Origin of the sequence: Acetobacter papayae (assembly GCF_047721125.1) — a bacterium.
GTDB classification, from domain to species: Bacteria; Pseudomonadota; Alphaproteobacteria; order Acetobacterales; family Acetobacteraceae; genus Acetobacter; species Acetobacter papayae.
The window spans coordinates 109,596-131,369 of sequence record NZ_JBDNWF010000003.1 but is presented as its reverse complement, the minus strand read 5'-3'; the positions used below and the strand labels follow the sequence as shown (position 1 = coordinate 131,369).

Here is a 21,774-nt window from a genome sequence, read left to right as displayed (position 1 = left end):
GCAATGGACTAGACTGAACCGGGTCAAAGCCGCTGATGCGGCCCTGTGCTGGCGCTCTGGTGGCGCGCCATGGGGCGTGTGGCGATGCAGGGAAGGAGACAGGATGCAGGCGCAAGCAGGGACCGGCCTCGCGCCGTATGCCGTCCGCACGGGAGAAGGGCGCGCACGGCGGCTGTATTCCGAGCCGGAATCCAGCACACGCTCTCCCTGGCAGCGTGATCGTGACAGGGTGGTGCATTCTTCCGCCTTCAGGCGGCTGCAATACAAGACGCAGGTTTTCGTCAATCATGAGGGCGATTTTTTCCGCACCCGGCTGACCCATTCGCTGGAAGTGGCGCAGGTCGCACGCTCCATGGCCCGTAATTTGCGGCTGGATGAAGACCTGACCGAAGCCGTGTCCCTCGCGCATGATCTGGGGCATACGCCTTTTGGTCATGCGGGGGAGGATGCACTGGCTTCTCTCATGCAGCCATGGGGCGGGTTCGACCATAATACGCAGGCCCTGCGGCAGGTCATGCTGCTGGAGCGGCGCTATATCGCTTTCGATGGGCTGAACCTTACATGGGAAACGCTTGAAGGGCTGGCCAAGCATAACGGCCCGCTGCGCCGCCCTTCCGAGCGTATGAGCACGCTGGATGCCCTTTTCCCGCTCGACCTTGGCACCTATGCCTCGGCAGAGGCACAGGTGGCGGCTCTGGCGGATGATATCGCCTATCACGGGCATGACCTTGATGATGGCGTAAAGTCCGGCCTGCTCTCACTTGATGATCTGGTGGATGTGCCACTGGTGGGTGAGGCGCTGGCCACGGCGCGCAAGCTGGCCGAGGGCCTGCCCGCATCCGATCCGCGCACCGCACGCCGTATCCGGCACGAAATGGTGCGTCGCGTGATTCATGCGCTGGTAACGGATGCGCTGGTCTGCTCGCGTGAGCGTCTGGCTGATCTGGCCCCGCGAGATGTGGCGGATATTCGCGCGGCCTCAACCCCCGTGGTGGCGTTGAGCGAGCGCATGAGCGAGGCCAATAAGGGTATTCGCAAGTTCCTGTTTGCGCGGCTTTACCGGCACTGGAAGGTCAACCGCATGACCCATAAGGCGCGCCATCTTACACGTGAGCTGTTCACCATTCTGACAGACTCGCCTACATTGCTGCCCGCCGACCGCCAGAGCGAAATTCCCGATGGCGACACCATGGCCCTGCGCCGAGTTGTGGCGGACTACGTGGCTTCCATGACAGACCGTTACGCCATGCAGGAACATAGGCGGTTGACTGATCTGTCGGTTCCGGGCTGATAACGCCTTTTTTGGCGCTCCGGCTCCGGGTATTCCCCCGGTGCCGGGCGTTTTATGTGTAACAGGATTGAGTGTGCATGTCTGACTGTGTGTTCCAGCGTTACCGTCATCATGTTCTGGCCACCGTGCGGGAACTGTTGCCCGATGTGGCCGAAGACACGCTGGCCCGCGTCGAACTGACCCCCACGCGCGACCCTGCCCATGGCGATATGGCTACCAACGCCGCCCTGCTGCTGGCGCGTGTGGCAAAGCGCAAGCCCGCCGATATTGCGCAGGAACTGGCGCAGGCTCTGGCCGCGGTGCCGGGTGTTGCCGCTGCCGCTGCCGCTGGGCCGGGTTTTGTCAACATTACCCTTGATCCTGCCGTGCTGCGTGGCGTGCTGCCTGATGTGCTGCGCGCGGGCGAGGCCTATGGCACGTCCACCGTTGGGGCGGGTGTGCGTGTTAATGTCGAGTATGTTTCGGCCAACCCCACCGGGCCGATGCATGTTGGCCATTGCCGTGGTGCCGTGGTGGGGGATGCGCTGGCAAACCTGCTGGCCAAGGCGGGCTTTGCCGTCACCAAGGAGTTTTACATCAACGATGCGGGCACGCAGGTGCGCGCTCTGGCCTGGGCTGCTTACTGGCGCTACCTGCAGGCACTGGGCACCACAATGGAGCAGGAGGCCTTTGCAACCCTTGCCCCTACCGGCCTGCAATATCTGGGCGACTATCTGGTGCCCGTAGGGATGGAACTGGCCGGCGAATACGGCACCAAGCTGGCTGAAACAGCCGAGGACGGTACCGCCCGCCCGGCACCGGAAGCGACTTGGCTGGAAACCGTGCGTGGCTTTACGGTCGCGCACATGCTCAAGGCTATCCGTGAGGACCTCGCGGCCCTTGGCGTTAATCAGGATGTCTTTACTTCCGAGGCCGGTGTGCTGGCGCGTGGCGTGACGGAAAGTGCAATCCAGACGCTGGAAAAGCAGGGCCTGCTGTATGAGGGTATTCTGGAGCCGCCCAAGGGCAAGCTGCCCGAGGACTGGGAGGAGCGCGAGCAGCTTCTGTTCCGTTCCACCGATTTTGGTGATGACGTAGATCGCCCCCTGCGCAAGTCCGATGGCACCAACACCTATTTCGCCAACGATATAGGCTGCCATGCTGACAAGGTAGCCCGCGGCGCGCAGGTCATGATTGACGTCTGGGGCGCGGATCACGGTGGTTACGTCAAGCGTATGAAGGCCGCCGTCAAGGCGCTCACAGGCGATGCCGTGCCGCTGGAAGTGGTGCTGTGCCAGATCGTGCATATCCTGCGCGATGGCCAGCCCGTGCGGATGTCCAAGCGGGCCGGTACCTTCGTGACCCTGCGTGACCTGATTGATGAGGTGGGACGTGACGCGGTGCGCTTTACCATGCTCACCCGCAAGAGCGACGCTCAGATGGAGTTCGACCTCGATCTGGTAGTGGCGCAGAAGCGCGATAACCCGGTGTTTTACGTGCAGTATGCCCATGCCCGCTGCCGCTCGGTGCTGCGCGCCGCCGCAGAGGATGGTTCATATGGCGCGGTGGATGCCGCAACTCTGTCCACCGCCGCCCTCGACAGCCTGAGTGCCGATGCCGAAATGGCGCTGGTGCGCCGTCTGGCCGAATGGCCCCGTATGGTGGAAGCCGCGGCACTGGCGCGTGAGCCGCATCGCATCGCGTTTTATCTGGCCGATGTCGCGGCGGATTTCCATGCGTTGTGGAACCGTGGGCGTGATGATGCAGCACTGCGCTTCCTTCAGGCGGAAGATGTCGATGCCACGCGCGCCCGTCTGGCCCTTGTGGCCTCCACGGCTGCGGTTATCCGCTCCGGTCTGGCGGTCATGGGCGTGGAGCCGGTGGAGGAAATGCGCTGATGGATGAAAAAGAGCGGAGTTCCGCCACGGCGGATGACCGGATCAACCGTGCGCGCGAGCGTATGAGCACGGATTATGACGATACGCCCGCCAAGCCGGAGGCAGCCCTGCTGGGCAGCATGCTGGCCCGTGTGACAGGCACCGACTCCATCACCCGCTGGCTGGCTTATGGCGCTGCCGGGCTGGGTGGGCTGCTGGTGCTGGGCATTGGCGGCTGGGCGCTTGTGCGCCACCATTCGCACGGTATTCCCGTGCTGGGGCCACCGGCTGTGGCCATGAAAACCCACCCGGTCGATCCGGGCGGTATGCAGCTTGATGCCCTCGGCCCCACCGAAGAAACTGACGACCAGACCGGTCACCCGGTTCCGGCTCCTGAAAAGCCGAACCCGGCAGCGCTGGCGGCCCAGTATGGTGGCACAGCGGCCACGTCCGCTACGTCAGCCGGGGCCAGCACGGGTGAGGCCCCGGCACCTGCTGGTGCGCAGACACCCGATGCCTCTCCCGCTACCCCGGCAGGAACTGCCTCCAGCGCGCCCGCGCATGAGGAGGAAGAAACCGACAGCACTGCCCCGGGTGCGGTTGAGGAAGGCGATAGTGCGGCTGCGGGCCAGAGCGCTACTCCTGCTGCCCCTGCGGCAGCAACGCCTGCTCCGTCTCCAGCGGCCCAGCCTGCCAAACCGGCGGCAGAAGCCCCTGCGCGCAATACGCTAGCACCTGCTCCCGCAGCCCGGCAGGCGGAAGCTCCGCTTCCTGCTCCCGTGCCTGCCGCCTCGGCGGTCAAGGGCAATGGTGGTTATCAGGTGCAGCTTGCCGCCCTGCAAAGCGATGCGGAGGCCCGTAAGGAATGGAGTCGCCTGAAAACCCGCTACCCCACCCTGTTCGGTGCGCGCACGCCTTCTATCGTGCGGACAGAACAGAGCAGCGCGGTGTTTTACCGCCTGCGTGTGGCAGGGTTTGACAGCAGTGCCGATGCCCATGCCTTCTGCGCCACCGCGCGTGAGCGTGGGCTGGCCTGTATGGTAGCGCGGCCCTAGGCGCAGGCATTGAGCATACAGGCTGACCCATCCACGGAGCCCGCCGCCGGGGCCGTGCCAGACAGCGCACCCGCCATGGCGGCGGGCGAGGTTGATACCCTCCCGCGCGCCCCGCTGCTGAGGCTGGAAGGGTTTGAAGGCCCGCTGGACCTGCTGCTGGATCTGGCGCGGGCACAGAAGGTGGATCTGGCGCGTATCTCCATTCTGCAACTGGTCGAACAGTATCTGGCGGTTGTGGAAAGCGCACGCCGGGTGCGGCTGGAACTGGCGGCGGACTGGCTGGTAATGGCCGCATGGCTGGCTTGGCTGAAATCACGCCTGCTGCTCCCTCCCGATGATGAACTGGCCGTGGAGGGCGAGGAAGCCGCCGAGCTTCTGCACGAACGCCTGCTGGAACTGGCCTGTATGGGCCAGCTTGCCCGCTGGCTTGAGGCGCGACCGCAGCTCGGGCGCGATGTGTTCGCGCGTGGCGAGGCGGAAGACCTGACCGAAATCGACCGCTCCGGTCTGGTGCTGGACGTGCCCCAGTTAATGCGCGCCTATCTGGCGGCCATGCGGCGCACGGCTTCGCGCAAGGTTTATATGCCGCGCACCCTGCGTTTCTGGACCGTGCAGGATGCGCTCAGCCGCCTTACGCGGCTTTTGGGAGAAACCCCGCCGGGCTGGAACACGCTCGATGCCTTTTTGCCGGATGTGTTGCCCGAGCAGGAAGGGGGCGAGGCGGCTATCAAACAGCGCCGCGCAGCCCTTGCCGGAACCCTTATTGCCGGGCTGGAACTGGCCAAGACAGGGCGGCTTGAACTGCGGCAGGATCAGACCTTCGGGCAGATTATGCTGCGCTCCCACACCCCGCCGCAGGGCGAGGATCAGGACGGAGAAACCTCATGACACAGCCAGACAATCCGCAGGTGGAGGATGGCGCGCCAGTAGGGCAGGCGGATGCGGCACCCTTTGTGCCAGACGACGCGGTGCGTCTGGCCGAAGCGCTGATTTTCGCGGCATCCGAGCCGGTGAGCGCGCGCAGGCTGGCCGATCTGCTGGAAAGCCGCCGCCTCATGCCTGACGGGCAGGATGATCTGGGAGCGTTTGTCGATGCGGTGCTGGCGGCCCTTGTTCGGCGGTACGAAGGGCGTGGCGTCTGCCCGGTGGAAGTGGCGGGGGGCTGGCAGTTTCGCACAGCCCCTGATCTGGCAGCACAGCTTACACGCGTGCTCGAACGCCCCCGGCGTCTGCCCCGCGCAGTTATGGAAACACTGGCCATTGTTGCGTACCACCAGCCCTGCACCCGTACGGATATTGAAGATATTCGCGGTGTCAGTCTGGGGCAGACGGTGCTCGATACCCTGATCGAGGCAGAGCTGATTGCCCCGCGCGGGCGCAAGGAAGTGCCGGGCCGCCCGGTTTTGTGGGGGACAACCCCGACATTCCTGCGGCATTTCGGCCTGCGCGCCCTGTCCGACCTGCCACGGCGGGAGGAACTGCTGGTAGACGTACCGGACATGCGTCAAAGCCAGTCTGAGATTGCGTTTGGCAGTGGGAACGAGGAAGAAGCAAACCCCGATAGACCCCCACTGGCGGAGGAGATTTCCGAGGCACCACGGGAGCCTGAGGCGGAAGAGAGTGTTTCCGACCCGGAACGGGCGTGATAGACACAGCGTGCCTTTATGCTGCGCACGGGCTGTCGCGCGGCCTGTGGGCTGGTGTGAGCGGGGCTGCCGATGTTTGATTTTGCCTGGTCGGAAATAGCGTTGATCGGTGCCGTGGCCCTGGTGGTGATCGGTCCCAAGGATCTGCCGGTGGCCCTGCGTGGGCTTGCGGGCTTTGTCAAAAAAGCCCGGCGCATGGCCGGAGAGTTCCAGTCCCATTTTGACGAGATGGTGCGTGAGGCCGATCTGGGAGAGGTCAGGGATCAGGTGCGTGATCTCAAGAACCTGAATGTGCGCGGTCGGATCATCAAGGCTCTGGACGATGATGGCGGGCTGAGCCGCGCCGTGGAGCGCCCTTCCACCCTGACAGATTACGCCCTGCCGCCCAGCCCCCGCGCGCTGGACCGGCGTGGGCCGCCCACTCTTTCACGCAGCGCTATCGAACCGGCCGCATGGCCCACCGTGAGTGAAGATGTGGTGGATATGCAGGTGCAGACCGTGTCGGATGAAACGGTAGAGGCCGCTCCGCCGGAGCTGCCGCCGGGTATCGTGCGCCGGATTCTTAACGAGCAGCCGCGCCTGCTCCCCCCTGCCATTCTGCCGCCTGTGCGGGTTCTGCATGGGCGGCACGTCGTGCGCCCGACCCCCCTTGGCGGCACGGTGGGCGGTGGGCAGGCAGCGCAACCCTCATCCAGCGTGGGCGAGCAGGCATGACCGACCAGACCTACGAAACCAACCAGAACGACGATGTGGCGCACGACCCAATCAACGACCGCCCCATGTCTCTGGTCGAGCATCTGCTTGAACTGCGGCGCAGGCTGCTCTGGGCGGGGCTGACTTTCGTTCTGTGCTTTGCGCTGTGCTACCACTATGCCGAAAACATCTACCTGTTTCTGGCGCGCCCTCTGGGCGAGATCATGCGCCAGCAGGGCGAGCAGCCGCATCTGATTTACACGGCGCTGTATGAGGCATTTTTTACCTATATCCGCGTGGCGCTGTTCGGGGCGATGTTCCTGTCCTTTCCCATGATTGCCGTTCAGGCATGGATATTTATCGCGCCCGGCCTCTACCGGTCTGAAAAGCGCGCTTTCGCGCCTTTTCTGGTCGCAACGCCGGTGCTGTTCCTGACCGGGGCCGCACTGGCGTATTATCTTATCTTCCCGATTGCGTGGCGGTTTTTCCTGTCGTTCCAGACGCCGGGCACCACAGGTGGCGTGCAGATCGAGCTACAGGCCAAGGTGTCGGAATATCTGGCGCTGGTCATGAAACTCATCATGGCTTTTGGCGTGGCGTTCGAGCTGCCGGTAGTGTTGACGCTGCTGGCACGTGCGGGCATTGTCACCGCCGCCATGCTCCGGCGGTTCCGCCGCTATGCGATTGTAGGGGCCTTTGTGGTGGCAGCTATTGTCATGCCGCCTGATGTCATTACCCAGATTGGCCTCGCGGTGCCGCTAGTGCTGCTGTACGAGGTTTCAATCCTGTGTGCCCGGATGGTGGAGCCTTCATGGGCCACGCGCCGGAGCGCCGACGAGACCAACTCCCAGCAGGAAAGTTCCTGAGCCATGCACGATATCCGCAGCCTGCGGGCTGACCCCGCCGCGTTTGATGCCGATCTGGCCCGCCGTGGGCTGGAGCCGGTAGCGCAGCAGCTTGTGGCATGGGATGAGGAGCGCCGTCAGGCCCAGACCGCCCTGCAGGAAAAGCAGACCCGCCGCAAGGCACTGGCCCGCGAGATTGGTGCGCTCAAGCGCACCGGGGCCGATAGTGCCGAACTAGAGGCCGAAGGCGTTGCCCTGCGTGTGGATATGGAAGCGCTGGAAGAGGCCGTGGTGGCGCTGGAGCGTAACAGCACTGCCCTGCTGGCCAACCTGCCCAACAGGCTTGATGCTGGTGTGCCCGCCGGGGCGGATGAAAACGCCAATGTGGAGCAGCATGTCTGGGGTGACCGGCGCGTTTTCGATTTTACGCCCAAGCAGCATTTCGAGCTGGGTGAAACGCTGGGGCTGATGGATTTTGGCACGGCGTCCAAGCTGTCTGGCGCGCGCTTTGTACTGCTGCGTGGCGCGTTGGCGCGGCTGGAACGGGCACTGGGCCAGTTCATGCTCGATCTGCACACGGCGGAACATGGCTATACGGAAGTCATGGTGCCTACGCTGGTCAATGATGATGCCATGTATGGCACCGATAAACTGCCGAAATTTGCCGATCAGTCTTTCCGCACCGAAGATGGGCGCTGGCTGATTCCCACCGCCGAGGTGCCTCTGACGGCCTCCGTGTCGGGCGATATTCTCGATGGTGCGACCCTGCCGCTGCGGCTGACGGCACTTAGCCAGTGTTTCCGTTCCGAGGCCGGGGCCGCCGGGCGTGATGTGCGCGGTATGCTGCGCCAGCACCAGTTCGAAAAAGTGGAGATGGTTTCCATCACCACGCCAGAGGCCAGCGAGGCCGAGCATGAACGCATGACCCGCTGTGCGGAAACGGTGCTGGAGCGTCTGGGTATTCCCTATCGCCGTATGCTGCTCTGCGCGGGGGATACCGGTTTTGGTGCAGCCCGCACCTATGATCTGGAAGCGTGGCTGCCGGGGCAGAATGCCTGGCGCGAAATTTCATCCTGCTCCAATACGCGCGACTTTCAGGCCCGCCGCATGAATGCGCGCTTCCGGCCCAAGGCGGGTGAAAGCCCGGTTTTTGTCCACACGCTCAATGGCTCCGGGCTGGCGGTTGGCCGCACACTGATCGCGGTGATGGAAAACTACCAGAACGCCGATGGCTCCATCACCATTCCTGAAGCGCTGCGGCCTTATATGGGCGGACTTGAGCAGATTGGTGGCTAAGGCAGCGGCAGTTTGGTGGCCGGCTGACGGAGGGCGGATATAATGGAAAAGCCTTTTGTAATGCTGTCGCTGGCCATCGTGTTTGAGATGGTCGGCACCACCTGTCTGGCCGCATCGCAGGGTTTTGCCCGCTGGCTGCCGGCTGCGGGCAGCCTTGTGGCGTACGGTTTTGCGTTTTACTTCCTGTCTATCCCGCTCAAAACCGTGCCGGTTGGTATTCTCTATGCCATCTGGGCCGGGGCGGGCGTGGTGCTGAGTGCGGTGGTGGGCCTGCTGATTTTCCGCCAGAGCCTCGATACGCCAGCGCTGCTGGGCATAGGCCTGATTGTGGCGGGTGTGCTGGTTATCAACCTGTTTTCACACTCTTTGCACCACTAGCGCGTTTTTTGCCTGCGCGGTTTTAGTGGTCGTGGTTATCGCCAGCACCGGGTTGCAGCACGAACAGGCGTGAGCAATAGGGGCACACGGTCTGATGCCCGCCGATTTTCAGCCATACCCGCGGATGCCCCAATGCGCCCAGCCCGCCATCGCAGGCAATCTTGCGTGTATCCACCAAAATGGTTTCGACATGACCCAGCCGGGGGTGTGGCGTGGGATCGGGTGTGTGTGCAAGGGTGGTCGGCATTGTCATCCTGCATGGGCTGGAGAATCTGTGGCCCGTCTGATTGCCAGGCAGGGCTGCGGTGGAGAATGATAGACATGTCGAGCCGCTTTTTGCACCTCTCCTTTCTTCGCATACGCGTGAGCGGGGGCGGATGGCGCGCACTGGCGCTGCTCTGGGTCTGTGCTCTTGCGGGCTGTGCGGGCCCTCATCCGGCAGGCTCCACAACTCCAGCACCTGTGCCACCACCACGGTTTGTGGCAGCGGGGCGGCTGGTAGCGCCTGATCGTGTGTTCAGCCTGTCCGATGGTGCGCGCCTGCCCGCGCGGGTCTGGCCTGCGCAGGGAGCACCGCGCGCCCGGCTGCTGGCCCTGCATGGCTTTAATGACAGCCGTGATGCGTGGGAGGCCGCAGGCCCCGTGCTGGCCGCACAGGGTATTACGGTCATAGCGCCGGATGTGCGGGGTTTTGGTGGCACGGCTGAGCGTGGGCGTTGGCCCGGGCAGGCGCGGCTGGTGGCTGATCTGGGCGAGGAAGTCGCCATTCTGAAGCATGAAGCGCCGGATACCCCGCTCTATCTGGCTGGAGAGAGCATGGGTGGGGCTATAGCCATGCTGTTCATGGCGCAACCTGAGGCCGCCTCTGTTACGGGGAGCGTGCTGCTGGCTCCAGCTATCTGGAATATGGGGCTGGGTGTGCAGGCTCCCTTGGCCGTCATGGCTACGCTGTTTCCCGATCATGAAGTGACGGGGCGGGAACTCCCCGGCCATATCGTGGCGGGGGATAGCCTGCCCGCCATGATCCGCCTGTATTATGACCCGTTGACCTTACATGCCACACGCTTTGATACGCTGCGCGGGCTTGTGGAACTGATGCATGAGGCTGCTCAGGCCGCGCCCGGTGTGCAGGGTTCTGTTCTTTGTATTTACGGCGATAGGGACCAAATCGTGCCGCCGGCGGCCATAGGGCATTTGTGGCGGGCAACGCCCGGTGTCATTCGGCGTGATCTGATGCCCGGCGGGTATCACCTGCTGCTGCGCAGCCGTAGTGCCGAGCGGACGGAGGCTGATATTGCGGCGTGGATTCTGAACCCCCACTGGTTCCTGCCTTCGGGGGGAGACAGTGCCGCCAGCGCGTGGATGGCCGCCGGGTTTGCCTGGAGGGATCAGGCTGGCCCCGGTGGTGAGGCCCTACCGTGGTTTCTGCCAGCGCGGATTGATACGCTTGCGCGTTAATCCTGCGGGTGTGCTGCTTGCCTGTTGGGGGTGGTGGTGCAGATTGAGGCTTGGCAACACCCCACCTTATGGGATAGGGAATTGCGCACGGACCCGTAGCTCAGCTGGATAGAGCGTTGCCCTCCGAAGGCAAAGGTCACGCGTTCGAATCGCGTCGGGTCCACCATTTTCCACAAAATTAATTCGACATTGTCCGCCAGCAAGGTGTGCCGTCGTTTGCTTGCAGCCCGCCTGCGTAGTGGATACGGTCTGTAACCTTTATGTTTGGTGGAACACACTCTGGTGCAGATGCTGGTGATTGGTCTGGAACTGGTGGCGGGGCTTTTGCTGTTGTACGCGGCTCTGTGCGACCTTGCCTCCAGAACCATACCGGATGGTGCTTCCATTCTTCTGCTGCTGGCCGGGGTGGTGTTGCAGAGTGCGCAGGGTGATCTGCCGGTAGCGCTTATGGCGGCAGGGCTGACTTTTGTGGTGTGTGCTGCCATCTGGCTTTTGGGCTTGCTGGGTGGGGGCGACGTCAAGCTTATGGCGGCCTCCATGTTGGTGGTGCCTGCCCATAAAACTCTAGACCTTGCCGTGCTCGTGCCTTTGAGCGGGGGCGTGCTGGCTATTGTTTATCTGCTGCTTGGCTGTATTGCCCGCCCGCCGGGCCGACGCGATAGGCCGTTGCCTTTCTGGCGGCGGACCTTGCGGGCTGAGCAATGGCGTATCGCCCGGCGTGGCCCACTCCCTTATGGCGTGGCCATAGCCGCCTCTGCCATTGCTCTCTTTTTCACCCGTGTGTTTGAGATATAGCCTCGGTTTTATGTTTATGTCGCGATCTGATGCAGGTCGCCGGAAGGGTGCATGGCGCGCTGTCTTTCTCGCGTGTTCTGCTGGGTTTCATGCCGGTGGAGATAGCGCCTGACAATGTTCAGCACGCTGCGGCGCACGGTGGTGTAATCCTGCCGGGCATCGACCCTTTCCATGGGGGTTCCGTCGAAATGGAGTTTGCGGGTTTTTTCTATCTTGGTCGCAAGTAAAGCCGGATCATGATCCGGCTTGCGGCTGAGGGCTGTTCTGATATCGACATCAAGAAAGATAATGACCGTCGGGTGCACGGCAGCCATGTGCTCGTACAGGCGTTTTTCAACACGAGCCAGCCAGTTAATGAAACGGTTATCCGTGCTGGCGGCGGACAGGCCCGGCCCATCGCACCAGCCGGGAATTTCAGCCTGTGGGTAGCGATCCGCTACGATGAGTTGGCCATGACTGCGGGCCAACATGGCTTTCTGAAAACGGTAAAAACGTAAGAGCGAAAAACAGAAGACAACCAGAGCCGTAACAACGCCCGGAATTTTTTCTCCCGGTGTGCGGGTTTTGAGCGCTCTGGCCGAGAGCATTTTTTCAACACGGGGGCCGATAACGGGCCATTGCTTGATTCGGCGTCCCAGATCACCCGAACCCAGACCTAGGTAACAGAAAGAGGTCGGGTAGTCCTGACCCAGCAGATGGGCCAGTTCCTGTGTCATGGTTGATTTACCGGCACCATCACACCCGATCAGGGCAATGAAAGGCGGCTGGCTGGTGTGCGGATAAAAAGCATTGTCCAGCATTGCGGTTGCTCTTTAGTTTTCCGTGTGATTGTGCGGCACTACTATGCACTGCAACCCTGTTATAAAACGTTAACAATAATTTTGTGATCAGATTATGTGCGGATGAGGGTTGAGGAAACGGTACATCGGCTGGGTCTGGAAATGGCGTAAATCAGGGAAATTTTGCAAATACACTTCATTTTATACGGATGAATGGGGCTGCCTCGGCATGCAGGCCGGGCACGGTGGAGGCTTTTGCCGTGTGCAATTTTTTAGGGTGTGGCGCGGGTGCGGATATGAGGCGATGCGCTTGCGGTAATTTTGTCACAGAGCGTGAGCGTTAAAATATAGTTAATATTTTTATAAAAACAGGAAAATAAAAATAAAAAACAGATAAAAAAAGTAAAAATAAAATACTACAAATAATAAAACACAAAATTAATCCGCTTGATTGCGGGGGTTATAATTTATTGAAATGTTGCACTGATAATAAATATAGACAGATTTTTGATCAGCGCTTGACACTCAGGCACTTACGCCTCATCACGCAATAGAGATATATGTAAAAAACCACTCGCTTAAAGCCTGATGTTCACACTGGATTCAGGCTCTGGCGGATGGAGTGAGCGAGATGGATGTGCAGCGTAGCTGAAACAGTCCACATTGCTTCAGGTAAGTGGATTATGGGCTGGCGCGGTGTCAGAACGTAGGTGTATAACTTCTAGGCAGAAACCCGCAACGGGCTAGGTCGTGATGCTAATTCCCCGTCTGTCATTCGGGAAACTCGTTCATATTTCATCCAGCCTGATGACCCTTCTTCTGGCGATGAATATGCATGCTCTCGCGGGTCATCTGAAAGATGGTCCGTCTGATGCGGGTGACCCCGCCGTGTCCGATGTTGCCGCTCCGGCTACAAAGCCGAAAGTTGCTAGCAATGCTGGCACGCGTAGTCTTGCTGCTGCAAGAAACGATGCTGAAGGCTGGACCTCGGTTCTGCCTGCTGGTGACCAGAACGCGTCAGCCCCTGAAAAAGCTCCCGATCCGGTTCAGACTGTCGCGGCCAACAATGACTGTGCAAGCGGTAGCAGTTGCGTGGCGACCGTAGCCCCGGGGATTAATAGCGGTGGAGACGGCAACCGTCAGGTCGACCGGGCGGAAACCGATCTGGCTCGTGATATTCTGGCACGTCGCTCTGATATTGATGGTGAGCAGAAAGGGCTGGAAGACCAGAAGCGTATTCTGGATGCGGCCAAGGCCGCGCTGGACGAAAAAATGCGCGATCTGGATAATTCCATGGCGGCTCTGGCTGAGCGGCAGGCGGCCCATAAGGAAACCATGGCGGCTGAAACCGAGCGCTTGGTCAAGATTTATGAGGAAATGCCACCCAAGGAAGCGGCGGCCATTTTTAATATCATGGATATTCATGTCCTTGTTTCTCTGGCCAGTAAAATGAGCCCCCGCAAGATTTCGGCGGTGATGGGCTATATGGTGCCAGAGCGTGTCAATCTGGTTTCCCAGTACATGGCCGGGGTGCGGAATTTCCGTCCGCTGCGTACGTCGTTCGGTGCGGATGGCAAGTCCGAGCAGACGGCGGATGCCGGCTCGGCTGCATGGTGGAGCCGGGGTAATGCTTCATCCAAGGCAGATGGGGCTGGGACTTTGGCCCTGTCCCGTCAATAAGCGGCCGCGCGAGGAGAATGGTGGTAATGGTCAGGCGCGCAGTGCTGTTGGGTGTGGTGGTTTTTCTTGCCGGGTGTGCCCCCGATTATATCGCCCACCGCATAACGGGGCGTGAGTGCAATGCGGGCTATATTCAGGAAGGCGAAGACTGGTGCGCCCCGCCTGAGCGCCCGCCCGCACCGCAGCCATACTGCACTCAGAGCTGGAATGGCGTTGACTGCTGGAGCCGGCCTGACCTGATGCCCAATGTCGCGCGTGAGGTTTCCGAAGGTCCGACAGGTCTGACACAGGACCAGAATGCTAACCGCCTCAACCTGCCGCTCAAGAAAACACCACCCACCAATGCCTATATCCCCTGAAATGGGGTGTCAGGTTGAGTGTGTGGCTCTTTTAGGGCGTGTCGGTGCGGTATAAATGGCTGTACAAGCCAAGCTTGCCTTCAGAATGCTTTTTGGGGCTTCCTGATTGCTGGCGTATGGATATGATTGGTGCGCACGGGCTCATGCTACCTTGGCGCAAGAACAAGGCGAAAGCAGGGCAGGGCGGAGGAGTGTCAGATGGTTGACCAGCCGAGCAAGTGGACACGTTCTCCATTTAACGCTGTGACAGGGTAGCGGTTCCCGGAATATGCAGAATATATTGGCTAGCCTGAAAAACCTTGGGCGTACACGATTGATCGCCCTCGGCGCGGCGGGTGCTGTGCTGCTTGGTGTGTTGGGGCTTTTTGTCTTCCGGGGCAGCACCCAGCCTATGGCGCTGCTCTATGGCGACCTTGATCTGAATGAAGCCGCCCAGATGGTGGAAGATTTGAGCAAGGCCCATATTGCCAACAAGACCAGTGCCGATGGCGCCACAATCTATGTGCCCAAGGACAAGGTGGCCAGTGCACGCCTTCTGCTGGCCAAGGATGGCCTGCCGAGTGGCGGTGCCGTTGGCTATGAGCTGTTTGATAAAAGCGGCACGCTGACAACTACCCAGTTCGAGCAGACCATCAACGAAACGCGGGCGATGGAGGGCGAGCTGGAGCGCTCCATCAGGCTGCTGCATGGTGTGAAGAATGTCAGGGTGCATCTGGTTCTGCCGCATCGGGACCTGTTCTCAACCCAGACCAGCCCTTCGCAGGCCAGTGTGGTGCTCGATATCGGGCGTGGGGGGCGTATGTCTCCCGATGGTATTCAAGCTATCCAGAACCTTGTGGCCGCGGCGGTTCCGGGCCTGAGGCCGCAGAACATCTCCATCGTGGATACGCGTGGCGATGTGCTGGTGAAGCCGGGTGACCCTGACAGCGTTGCAGGGCAGGAATCCACCATCGACAAGCTGCGTTTCTCTGAAGAGCAGCGCCTGTCTCAGGCGGTGGAAGATATGCTGGTGCCCACGCTGGGGGCAGGGCATGTGCGCGCTCGTGCGGCGGTGACCATGAACACCGACGAAATCCGTGAGACGGAAGAAACCTTCGATCCCAACCAGCAGGTTCTGCGTTCGCAGCAGACAACGTCTGACAAGAGCGTCAACACCGAATCCAATCCCAATACTTCGGTGGCGAACAACCTGCCCAATGCCAACGCCAATCAGAACAACAAGAGTGGCTCCAGCGACGATCGCGAAGAAGAAACCGACAATTACGAAATTGGCAAACGGGTGCGGGTTGTCAGCCAGACACGCCCGCGTGTTTCGCGCATCAGCCTGGCGGTTATGGTCGATGGTTCTTTCAGCAAGGACAAGAGCGGCAAGGATGTCTGGAAGCCGCTTGATGATGCCGAGATCGAGCGCATCAGCACGCTGGCCAAGACTGCAATTGGTTATGACAAGGCCCGTGGAGATGAAGTCAATGTCGTTTCCATGCGGTTCATGCCCGATGGTGGCCTAGGCTTTACGGCTGAAAAGCTGAATCTGTTTGACCGTGATACCCTTATTTATGTGGCTGAATGGGTTATCCCCATCGTGCTGGCTCTGGGCGCTATCTTTATTGCGCTGCGGCCTGTGCTGCGCCGTGGTGCGGCGGGTCTGCCGCTGCTGGCTGGCGCTGCCGGGGTGCCCGGTGCGCCGGGAGCTGCCGGAGCGGGTGGCAATGCCGCGCGGATTGGCTCTGGTGGTGGAGCCGCAGGCAAGGATGGCGAGCCTGAATTTGACGAAGATGAAACCGTTACACTCGATCAGGTCGCGGGTCGGGTCCGTATGGGCGCGATTGCCAAGGTTGCTGCCCGGATCGAGGAAAATCCGCGCGAGACGGTCTTTATTATCAGGAACTGGCTGGCCATGCCTGACCCCAAGAAAGGAGCATGACGCGTGTCTGAGGCAGGTCTGACCACGTTTGAAAACGGTAACAACTCCTTTGCGCATCCCAATGCCGCGCATGCACTGAGTGGCAAGCAGAAAGCCGCCGTTCTCATGCTTGCGATCGGGCGTGATCAGGCTGCCAAAGTGCTCAAGCTGCTGCATGAGGATGAGCTGCGTGATATTTCCGTAGCCATGTCCAGTCTGGGCGTGGTGCGGGCGGAAGTGGTTGAGGCTGTCTGCCACGAGTTCACCAAAAACTTCGAATCTCCCGAAGGGTTGGTGGGAACTTACGAAACGACGGAAGATTTTCTGCGAAAGGCCCTGCCTTCGGAGCAGGTCGACAAGATCATGGACGAAATCCGTGGTCCGGCCGGGCGCACCATGTGGGACAAGCTGGGCAATGTGCAGGAAACGGTTCTGGCCAACTACCTGCGCAGCGAATACCCGCAGACCGCCGCAGTTATTCTCAGCCGCCTGCAGCCTGCCCATGCCGCGCGCATCCTTTCCCTGTTGCCCGAGGACTATGCAACAGACGTGATGATGCGTGTGTTGCATATGGAAACCGTGCAGCGCGAGGTGCTGGACAGCGTCGAATCCACGCTGCGCTCCGAGTTCATTTCCTCGCTGGGTCGTTCGGCCAAGCGCGACAGTTACGAATTGCTGGCTGAAGTGTTCAATAACTTCGATCGCAAGACGGAAACCCGTCTGATGGAAGCGATGGACAAGAGAAATCACGAGGATATGGAAAAGGTGAAGGCGTTGATGTTCACCTTTGAAGATATCAAACGTCTGCCGCACGAAGCGCTTATGCGCATTGTTGGTGAGATCGACCGTGAAAAACTGCCTCTGGCGCTCAAGGGTGCTTCCGAGACGGTGCGCAACATGTTCCTGCAGTGCATGTCCAAGCGTGCGGGCAGTATTCTTATGGAAGAAATTTCAGCCCTTGGCCCTGTGCGCGTGAAGGATGCGGATACGGCGCAGTCTGAAATCGTCGCGACCATCAAGAACATGGCCAATGCAGGCGAGATCGACCTGACCGAAAGCGGTGGCAACGACGAGATTATTCCGTGACGGATGGTTTTGTGCCCTTTCACCCTGTTTCAAAACAGGTGGCAGGTGAGATCGCGCATTTTGTTGTCCCTGAAGGCGGTATTGTTCAGGGGCGCGGCCGACCGATCGAACTGGAAGATTTTGGCGCGGATCTGAACGCAACGCCTGTTGTCGTCAAGCAGCCAGAGCCTGAGGAAGAGCCGGAACCCGATCTTGATCTGGTGTCCATGACGCCCGAACAGCTTGAAGAGCTGAAGGCTGCGGCTTTTCAGGAAGGGTTTGAAAAAGGCTCTGCCGAAAAGGAAGAAGCGCTGCGTGTTGCTTATACCAGCAATTTTTCTGCGCTTGAGGCTGAGTTTCTGGCGGAAGATGCCCGACGTGATGAGGCGCTGAAAACGGCGGCAGATTCATTTGTCAGCACGGTAGTGGATATTGTGGCGCAGCTTGCTGCCCTGCATGAGGATGTGCTTGAGGGTGTCCGGCGTGATCTGGTGGCGGACGCCGCAGCCTTCGTGAGAGATTGCGAAGGGGCTGTGACAGTGCGCTGTGGCCCTGTGGACGGGGCACGCCTACAGGAAATTTTCAAGGACAGTGCGGCTGTACGGATTGAAATGGTGCCAGAGCAGGCGGAAGGTGCGATAAGCATTGCATCGCCAGCGAACACCATTGTCATTGACCCGCAGCAATGGCGTAAGTCCGTTACGGAAAAGATTGTTGCTGCCGTTACGGCTCTGGCAAAGCAGCGGATCAAGCTGAATAAACCGGCGGAATAAGACAAGGCGGAGAGGATCATGACTTCAGGTAACGAACCCATCGGGTTAGAGGATTTCGCAACCTCCGCGGCGCCGGAGCAGCCTGCGGATACAGCCGGTCAGGACGATACGGCCGCCAAGGCGGCGGGCGGCGGCAGTCAGATGGAGGCCGTATACGATATTCCGGTCAAGATCACGGCTGTTATCGGTACGGCTACCATGCCAGTCAGCCAGTTGCTGCGTCTTGGGCGTGGTGCGGTTGTGGAACTGGACAAGAAGCTGGGTGAGGCTGTCGATATCTATGCCAACAACCGCCTGATCGCCCGAGGCGAAATCGTGGTGGTGGATGACAATTACATTGGCGTCACGATGACGGAAATCCTGTCCTCGACCCCTACATCCAACTAAAGGGGCGGCCATGTCCGGAACGGCGGCAAGTGGCGTAGCACCCGCAGGGAGCCTCGCCGCGGGAACAGGTGCTTTCATCATGCCATGGCTGGTGTATTGCGGCTCGTTCGTTCTGGTCATTGCCCTTATTCTGCTCAGCCAGAAAGTGCTGAAAAAACTGCTGCCTTATGTTGCCGCCAAACGGCAGACCCGGCATCTGGCTGTTCTGGAAAGTCTGGCCCTTGATCAGCGCAGGAGACTGAGCCTGATCCGCTGCGGTGCCCGAACAGGCGTGATCCTGACTGGGGGCGGCACAGATGTTTTTCTGGGGTGGACAGACGATGAAGCCACTTTGGAAAATACGCCCCAATTTTCAGCAATGGTTCCGCATGACTGACAGGCTTACCGGTAAAAGGACTCTGGCGGGTATTCTGTCAGGCGGGCAGAAATGGCTGCTGGCGGGTTCACTGCTTGCGGTTGTCGTGGCGGTTGCCATTACGGTCATGGGTGGGCAGGCCGTTGCCCAGTCCGTAACGCTCGATCTGGGTAAGGGGACGGGGGATACCGGAACCGCCAGCAGGCTTATCCAGCTTACGGCGCTGATTACCATCCTGTCGCTGGCACCTAGCCTGCTGGTGATGGTAACGGCGTTTACCCGGATTATTGTTGTGCTTTCGCTCCTGCGCGGTGCGCTGGGGGCGCAGGGTACGCCGCCCAATACGGTTCTGATCGGGTTGGGGCTGTTTCTGACATTTTTTGTCATGCAGCCGGTTTTTGAGCAGTCATGGGTGCAGGGCGTAGCTCCCATGATCGATGGGCATATGAGCGAGATGGATGGGCTGAAGGCCGCAGCGGAGCCGTTCAGAACATTCATGCTGGCCAATGCCCGCCCGGCGGATGTGACAACATTCCTACATCTGGCCAATCTGCCTACCCCCAAGGTGCCATCGGAAACCCCGTGGCGCGTGATCATGCCGGCCTTCATGATCGGGGAACTGAGTCGCGGGTTTGAGATGGGGTTCCTGCTCTACCTGCCGTTTCTCGTCATCGATCTTGTGACAGCCAGTGTGCTGATGAGCTTGGGTATGATGATGTTGCCCCCAGCAACAATTTCGCTGCCGTTCAAGCTGATCTTTTTTGTCATGGTGGATGGATGGCAGATGGTGGCGGGTGGATTGGTGCGCAGTTTCGGCGGGTAGGGCGGCTTTGTTATAAAGACGTTAAATTTCATCCATGTTGCCGGATATATTGCGGAAACTCTTTGCCAAAACCCTTTTCTCACGGGGCTGTTTTCAGCGCTTCACGGGCGTAGGCCCATGCCGCAACGGGTTGTCCAATGTTTATTTCCATGTAGTATCTAAGCAAGGATTTTAAGGATTCCTGTTTGATGCTTCTGATTGTAGCCTGTTGATTATATTTTCTGTTTTGGTGGGTGCCCTGAATCACATCGGAGCCACACCTGCAATGGCGCAACAATCAGGTATGCGGAACGGGGGAATGGTCCTGTTTTCTTGCTGCCAGTCGGCCTGAAAGCGGACACGGCCAAGTCCCTTGGGGAAGCCTGGATTGTTGGTAAGGCAGTATTGTCTTTTGACTAATGGGCGCGGATGGTGCGCAGGTTCTCCTGCCGATGTGTTGCCCGTGGTGGTAATGCGTGTGGGCGCGGTTTTTTGCAGCACCCCGCGAGCATGAAGGGAAGTTAGATTGGCATGTTGAACTGGCTGTACAAGGACGCCACCTTCCGCGTCAAAATCAGGACCGTGATGCTCTGTCTGGAAGCGTATCTGATGCTCCAGATCCTGATTGAGGGGGCCGGCTATCTGGTGCATGAGCCCGTGGAACACATGTTCCTGATGAACATGAGCGCGCTCGGTTTCGGCGAAGTCGTTGTTTTCATGATCTGGGTGATGCTGACCCGCGTGGTCACTCAGCCGCTGGAAAGTCTGGTCGTTGTTGGCGAGCAGCTTGGCCGGGGCGAAGTCCGTGACAACAACGTGCAGTTTCTTGATAACCGTGATGAATCCGGCAGGCTGTCGCGCGTCATGGTCGAATTCGCCCGTAGCGTGCGTGAACAGACCGACGCTAAATCCCGTCAGGAAGCGATGGCTGAAGAAATCAAGAAGTCTCTTGCCCTCAGTCAGGATCGTGACCGCCAGACGCACATGATTATCGAAGCGCTGGGCAGTGCTCTTGAGGAGATGGCTCAGGGCGATCTGCGCAAGCAGTTGACTGACCCGATCTTCGATGGCGAATTCGATCCTCTGCGCAAGGCGTTCAATAATTCCGTTACGCGCCTCAATGGCGCATTGCTCGCGGTTGCCAATAACTCCCAGTTGATTGCAACGGGTGCCACAGAAATTGCCACGGCATCTGATGATCTGGCCAAGCGTACGGAAAAACAGGCTGCCAATCTGGGGCAGGCAGCAGCTACGGTGCGGACCATCCGCGATGGCGTGCAGCTGACTGCCAAGGCCTGCACGGATGCCAGCGCCGAAAGCAAGCGCTCGCTCGAAAAAGTGCGGTTGGCCAGCGACGTTATGGAAGAGGCCACCAAGGCCATGGACGGGATCAAAAAATCCTCCGATTCCATTGGTGAAATCATTTCCGTTATTGATGGTATTGCCTTCCAGACCAATGTTCTGGCGCTTAATGCCGGTGTCGAAGCTGCCCGTGCGGGCGAAGCCGGACGTGGCTTTGCCGTGGTTGCACAGGAAGTGCGTTCACTGGCCGAGCAGTCCGCTACTTCAGCCAGCGAAATCAAGCATCTGATTTCCGTTTCGGCAGAACAGGTCGACAAGGGTGTGGATCTGGTGCAGCAGACGGGCCGCTATCTGAGCGAGTTCTCCGGCAGCACCCAGAACATTGCGACCCGCGTGGAAGAAATTTCTGGTGCCACGCAGGATCAGGCGACCCGCCTGTCTGAAATCACAGTGTCGATCGGCGATATGGATCAGGTGACGCAGCAGAACGCTGCGATGGTGGAAGAAACAACCGCCGCCAGCCATAATCTGACTGCCGAAACCCGCACGCTGACACAGACGCTGAGCCGCTTCCGTATCAACCGCCGCAAGGAAGATGGCCCGGACAACAGCGCTCCGCCGCCTCCGCCGCCCCGGCCGCGTGAAACCGTGGCGCTGAAGCCGGTCAGCCGCGAGGTTGCCCCCTCTCGCCCGGTGCCTGCGGTTTCTTCCTCTCTCCCGACAACCTCTTCTGACCAGGGTTGGGAGGAGTTCTAATGGCAAATGCTTCAGGTGCTGCTGTGTCGGCCGTGACCGTAACCCTGCCCGAACGACTGGATACGGCAGGGGCGGCTGGTCTGAAAAAACTGATTGAAGATGCGCTGGCTCAGGCCGCGCCTGAAGCTGTCAGCCTGGATGCGTCAGGCGTGACTTATGTTGGTGGGCTTTGCTTGCAGCTTCTTCTTGCAAGTGGATGTACTGTGGCGGCTCCGTCCGAGCCGTTCAGGGAAGCATACGCCCTTTTTGGGGTTGGCGCGTTTTTGCCCGGACAGCCAGCCTCCTCCAAGGAGCAATAGA

General features: G+C 60.0%; 23 protein-coding genes and 1 tRNA gene. 22 read left to right on the top strand and 2 right to left on the bottom strand.

What is annotated here, in order from left to right:
• The first annotated feature begins 103 nt into the window (after positions 1 to 103).
• The 9 genes from ABF757_RS02220 to ABF757_RS02180 all read left to right on the top strand — a co-directional run bounded on the left by ABF757_RS02220 (position 104) and on the right by ABF757_RS02180 (position 9,060).
• On the top strand, positions 104 to 1,291 hold the full coding sequence (locus ABF757_RS02220) for a deoxyguanosinetriphosphate triphosphohydrolase (protein WP_415480740.1): 1,188 nt from the start codon (positions 104 to 106) through the stop codon (positions 1,289 to 1,291).
• 77 nt (positions 1,292 to 1,368) lie between these two features.
• Positions 1,369 to 3,168, top strand: coding sequence for an arginine--tRNA ligase (argS, locus tag ABF757_RS02215; protein ID WP_415480739.1), 1,800 nt, complete (start codon positions 1,369 to 1,371; stop codon positions 3,166 to 3,168).
• Positions 3,168 to 4,202 (top strand): SPOR domain-containing protein, encoded by a 1,035-nt coding sequence (locus ABF757_RS02210; RefSeq protein WP_415480738.1) that lies wholly within the window; start codon positions 3,168 to 3,170, stop codon positions 4,200 to 4,202. The genes argS and ABF757_RS02210 overlap by 1 nt, the downstream gene beginning before the upstream one ends.
• 75 nt (positions 4,203 to 4,277) lie before the next feature.
• A complete protein-coding gene (locus tag ABF757_RS02205) occupies positions 4,278 to 5,090 on the top strand; it encodes a segregation and condensation protein A (RefSeq protein ID WP_051543159.1) in 813 nt (270 codons plus the stop codon).
• Entirely contained in the window at positions 5,087 to 5,848 is a 762-nt protein-coding gene (scpB, locus tag ABF757_RS02200) for an SMC-Scp complex subunit ScpB (RefSeq protein WP_415480737.1), read from the top strand. The genes ABF757_RS02205 and scpB overlap by 4 nt, the downstream gene beginning before the upstream one ends.
• Positions 5,849 to 5,920: 72 nt before the next feature.
• Positions 5,921 to 6,562: a Sec-independent protein translocase protein TatB gene (tatB, locus tag ABF757_RS02195; protein ID WP_415480736.1), complete on the top strand. Its 642-nt coding sequence runs from the start codon at positions 5,921 to 5,923 to the stop codon at positions 6,560 to 6,562.
• Entirely contained in the window at positions 6,559 to 7,407 is an 849-nt protein-coding gene (tatC, locus tag ABF757_RS02190; RefSeq protein ID WP_415480735.1) for a twin-arginine translocase subunit TatC, read from the top strand. The genes tatB and tatC overlap by 4 nt, the downstream gene beginning before the upstream one ends.
• 3 nt (positions 7,408 to 7,410) lie before the next feature.
• Positions 7,411 to 8,682: a serine--tRNA ligase gene (serS, locus tag ABF757_RS02185; RefSeq protein WP_415480734.1), complete on the top strand. Its 1,272-nt coding sequence runs from the start codon at positions 7,411 to 7,413 to the stop codon at positions 8,680 to 8,682.
• A gap of 42 nt (positions 8,683 to 8,724) precedes the next feature.
• On the top strand, positions 8,725 to 9,060 hold the full coding sequence (locus tag ABF757_RS02180) for a DMT family transporter (protein ID WP_035370860.1): 336 nt from the start codon (positions 8,725 to 8,727) through the stop codon (positions 9,058 to 9,060).
• A 22-nt stretch (positions 9,061 to 9,082) separates the two neighbouring features.
• Here the strand turns inward: ABF757_RS02180 and ABF757_RS02175 are convergent, their stop codons facing one another.
• Positions 9,083 to 9,307 carry a zinc-finger domain-containing protein gene (locus ABF757_RS02175; protein WP_415480733.1) on the bottom strand — a complete coding sequence of 75 codons (225 nt, stop codon included), beginning with the start codon at positions 9,305 to 9,307 and terminating at the stop codon, positions 9,083 to 9,085.
• A gap of 74 nt (positions 9,308 to 9,381) precedes the next feature.
• On the opposite strand from ABF757_RS02175, the gene ABF757_RS02170 reads away from it, so the two are divergent.
• The 3 genes from ABF757_RS02170 (at position 9,382) to ABF757_RS02160 (ending at position 11,313) form a co-directional block, all read left to right on the top strand.
• Positions 9,382 to 10,518: an alpha/beta fold hydrolase gene (locus tag ABF757_RS02170; RefSeq protein WP_415480732.1), complete on the top strand. Its 1,137-nt coding sequence runs from the start codon at positions 9,382 to 9,384 to the stop codon at positions 10,516 to 10,518.
• Between the two features lie 89 nt (positions 10,519 to 10,607).
• A tRNA-Arg gene (locus ABF757_RS02165) sits at positions 10,608 to 10,684 on the top strand.
• A 101-nt stretch (positions 10,685 to 10,785) separates the two neighbouring features.
• Positions 10,786 to 11,313 carry an A24 family peptidase gene (locus ABF757_RS02160; protein ID WP_415480758.1) on the top strand — a complete coding sequence of 176 codons (528 nt, stop codon included), beginning with the start codon at positions 10,786 to 10,788 and terminating at the stop codon, positions 11,311 to 11,313.
• Between the two features lie 14 nt (positions 11,314 to 11,327).
• Here the strand turns inward: ABF757_RS02160 and ABF757_RS02155 are convergent, their stop codons facing one another.
• On the bottom strand, positions 11,328 to 12,113 hold the full coding sequence (locus ABF757_RS02155) for a nucleoside/nucleotide kinase family protein (protein WP_415480731.1): 786 nt from the start codon (positions 12,111 to 12,113) through the stop codon (positions 11,328 to 11,330).
• A gap of 732 nt (positions 12,114 to 12,845) precedes the next feature.
• Between ABF757_RS02155 and ABF757_RS02150 the strand changes: the two genes are divergently transcribed.
• From ABF757_RS02150 to ABF757_RS02105, 10 genes are all read left to right on the top strand, one after another.
• Positions 12,846 to 13,772 (top strand): MotE family protein, encoded by a 927-nt coding sequence (locus tag ABF757_RS02150; RefSeq protein ID WP_415480757.1) that lies wholly within the window; start codon positions 12,846 to 12,848, stop codon positions 13,770 to 13,772.
• A 26-nt stretch (positions 13,773 to 13,798) separates the two neighbouring features.
• Positions 13,799 to 14,131, top strand: a complete 333-nt coding sequence (locus ABF757_RS02145) for a hypothetical protein (RefSeq protein ID WP_415480730.1) — start codon at positions 13,799 to 13,801, stop codon at positions 14,129 to 14,131.
• Between the two features lie 268 nt (positions 14,132 to 14,399).
• On the top strand, positions 14,400 to 16,055 hold the full coding sequence (fliF, locus tag ABF757_RS02140; RefSeq protein ID WP_415480729.1) for a flagellar basal-body MS-ring/collar protein FliF: 1,656 nt from the start codon (positions 14,400 to 14,402) through the stop codon (positions 16,053 to 16,055).
• 18 nt (positions 16,056 to 16,073) lie between these two features.
• Positions 16,074 to 17,120: a flagellar motor switch protein FliG gene (gene fliG, locus ABF757_RS02135; protein WP_267879915.1), complete on the top strand. Its 1,047-nt coding sequence runs from the start codon at positions 16,074 to 16,076 to the stop codon at positions 17,118 to 17,120.
• Positions 17,117 to 17,872, top strand: coding sequence for a FliH/SctL family protein (locus tag ABF757_RS02130; protein ID WP_415480728.1), 756 nt, complete (start codon positions 17,117 to 17,119; stop codon positions 17,870 to 17,872). Before fliG ends, ABF757_RS02130 begins: the two co-directional genes overlap by 4 nt.
• An 18-nt stretch (positions 17,873 to 17,890) precedes the next feature.
• Positions 17,891 to 18,259, top strand: a complete 369-nt coding sequence (fliN, locus tag ABF757_RS02125) for a flagellar motor switch protein FliN (protein ID WP_025860180.1) — start codon at positions 17,891 to 17,893, stop codon at positions 18,257 to 18,259.
• A 10-nt stretch (positions 18,260 to 18,269) separates the two neighbouring features.
• A complete protein-coding gene (locus ABF757_RS02120) occupies positions 18,270 to 18,635 on the top strand; it encodes a flagellar biosynthetic protein FliO (protein WP_415480727.1) in 366 nt (121 codons plus the stop codon).
• Positions 18,636 to 18,741: 106 nt separating this feature from the next.
• Entirely contained in the window at positions 18,742 to 19,437 is a 696-nt protein-coding gene (fliP, locus tag ABF757_RS02115; RefSeq protein WP_051542896.1) for a flagellar type III secretion system pore protein FliP, read from the top strand.
• A 510-nt stretch (positions 19,438 to 19,947) separates the two neighbouring features.
• Entirely contained in the window at positions 19,948 to 21,474 is a 1,527-nt protein-coding gene (locus ABF757_RS02110; protein ID WP_415480726.1) for a methyl-accepting chemotaxis protein, read from the top strand.
• Positions 21,474 to 21,773: an STAS domain-containing protein gene (locus tag ABF757_RS02105; protein WP_415480725.1), complete on the top strand. Its 300-nt coding sequence runs from the start codon at positions 21,474 to 21,476 to the stop codon at positions 21,771 to 21,773. Before ABF757_RS02110 ends, ABF757_RS02105 begins: the two co-directional genes overlap by 1 nt.
• The last annotated feature ends 1 nt before the right edge of the window (position 21,774 follow it).

What these genes read in the sequence shown, in the direction of transcription:
- argS (WP_415480739.1), top strand. Translation starts at nt 1,369, where the DNA reads ATGTCTGACTGTGTGTTCCAGCGTTACCGTCATCATGTTCTGGCCACC.
- tatC (WP_415480735.1), top strand. Translation starts at nt 6,559, where the DNA reads ATGACCGACCAGACCTACGAAACCAACCAGAACGACGATGTGGCGCAC.
- serS (WP_415480734.1), top strand. Translation starts at nt 7,411, where the DNA reads ATGCACGATATCCGCAGCCTGCGGGCTGACCCCGCCGCGTTTGATGCC.
- ABF757_RS02170 (WP_415480732.1), top strand. Translation starts at nt 9,382, where the DNA reads ATGTCGAGCCGCTTTTTGCACCTCTCCTTTCTTCGCATACGCGTGAGC.
- ABF757_RS02205 (WP_051543159.1), top strand. Translation starts at nt 4,278, where the DNA reads ATGGCGGCGGGCGAGGTTGATACCCTCCCGCGCGCCCCGCTGCTGAGG.
- tatB (WP_415480736.1), top strand. Translation starts at nt 5,921, where the DNA reads ATGTTTGATTTTGCCTGGTCGGAAATAGCGTTGATCGGTGCCGTGGCC.
- ABF757_RS02180 (WP_035370860.1), top strand. Translation starts at nt 8,725, where the DNA reads ATGGAAAAGCCTTTTGTAATGCTGTCGCTGGCCATCGTGTTTGAGATG.
- ABF757_RS02155 (WP_415480731.1), bottom strand. Translation starts at nt 12,113, where the DNA reads ATGCTGGACAATGCTTTTTATCCGCACACCAGCCAGCCGCCTTTCATT.
- ABF757_RS02105 (WP_415480725.1), top strand. Translation starts at nt 21,474, where the DNA reads ATGGCAAATGCTTCAGGTGCTGCTGTGTCGGCCGTGACCGTAACCCTG.
- fliN (WP_025860180.1), top strand. Translation starts at nt 17,891, where the DNA reads ATGACTTCAGGTAACGAACCCATCGGGTTAGAGGATTTCGCAACCTCC.
- ABF757_RS02175 (WP_415480733.1), bottom strand. Translation starts at nt 9,307, where the DNA reads ATGCCGACCACCCTTGCACACACACCCGATCCCACGCCACACCCCCGG.
- ABF757_RS02220 (WP_415480740.1), top strand. Translation starts at nt 104, where the DNA reads ATGCAGGCGCAAGCAGGGACCGGCCTCGCGCCGTATGCCGTCCGCACG.
- ABF757_RS02110 (WP_415480726.1), top strand. Translation starts at nt 19,948, where the DNA reads ATGTTGAACTGGCTGTACAAGGACGCCACCTTCCGCGTCAAAATCAGG.
- ABF757_RS02210 (WP_415480738.1), top strand. Translation starts at nt 3,168, where the DNA reads ATGGATGAAAAAGAGCGGAGTTCCGCCACGGCGGATGACCGGATCAAC.
- fliF (WP_415480729.1), top strand. Translation starts at nt 14,400, where the DNA reads ATGCAGAATATATTGGCTAGCCTGAAAAACCTTGGGCGTACACGATTG.
- ABF757_RS02150 (WP_415480757.1), top strand. Translation starts at nt 12,846, where the DNA reads ATGCTAATTCCCCGTCTGTCATTCGGGAAACTCGTTCATATTTCATCC.
- ABF757_RS02120 (WP_415480727.1), top strand. Translation starts at nt 18,270, where the DNA reads ATGTCCGGAACGGCGGCAAGTGGCGTAGCACCCGCAGGGAGCCTCGCC.
- ABF757_RS02145 (WP_415480730.1), top strand. Translation starts at nt 13,799, where the DNA reads ATGGTCAGGCGCGCAGTGCTGTTGGGTGTGGTGGTTTTTCTTGCCGGG.
- scpB (WP_415480737.1), top strand. Translation starts at nt 5,087, where the DNA reads ATGACACAGCCAGACAATCCGCAGGTGGAGGATGGCGCGCCAGTAGGG.
- fliP (WP_051542896.1), top strand. Translation starts at nt 18,742, where the DNA reads ATGGGTGGGCAGGCCGTTGCCCAGTCCGTAACGCTCGATCTGGGTAAG.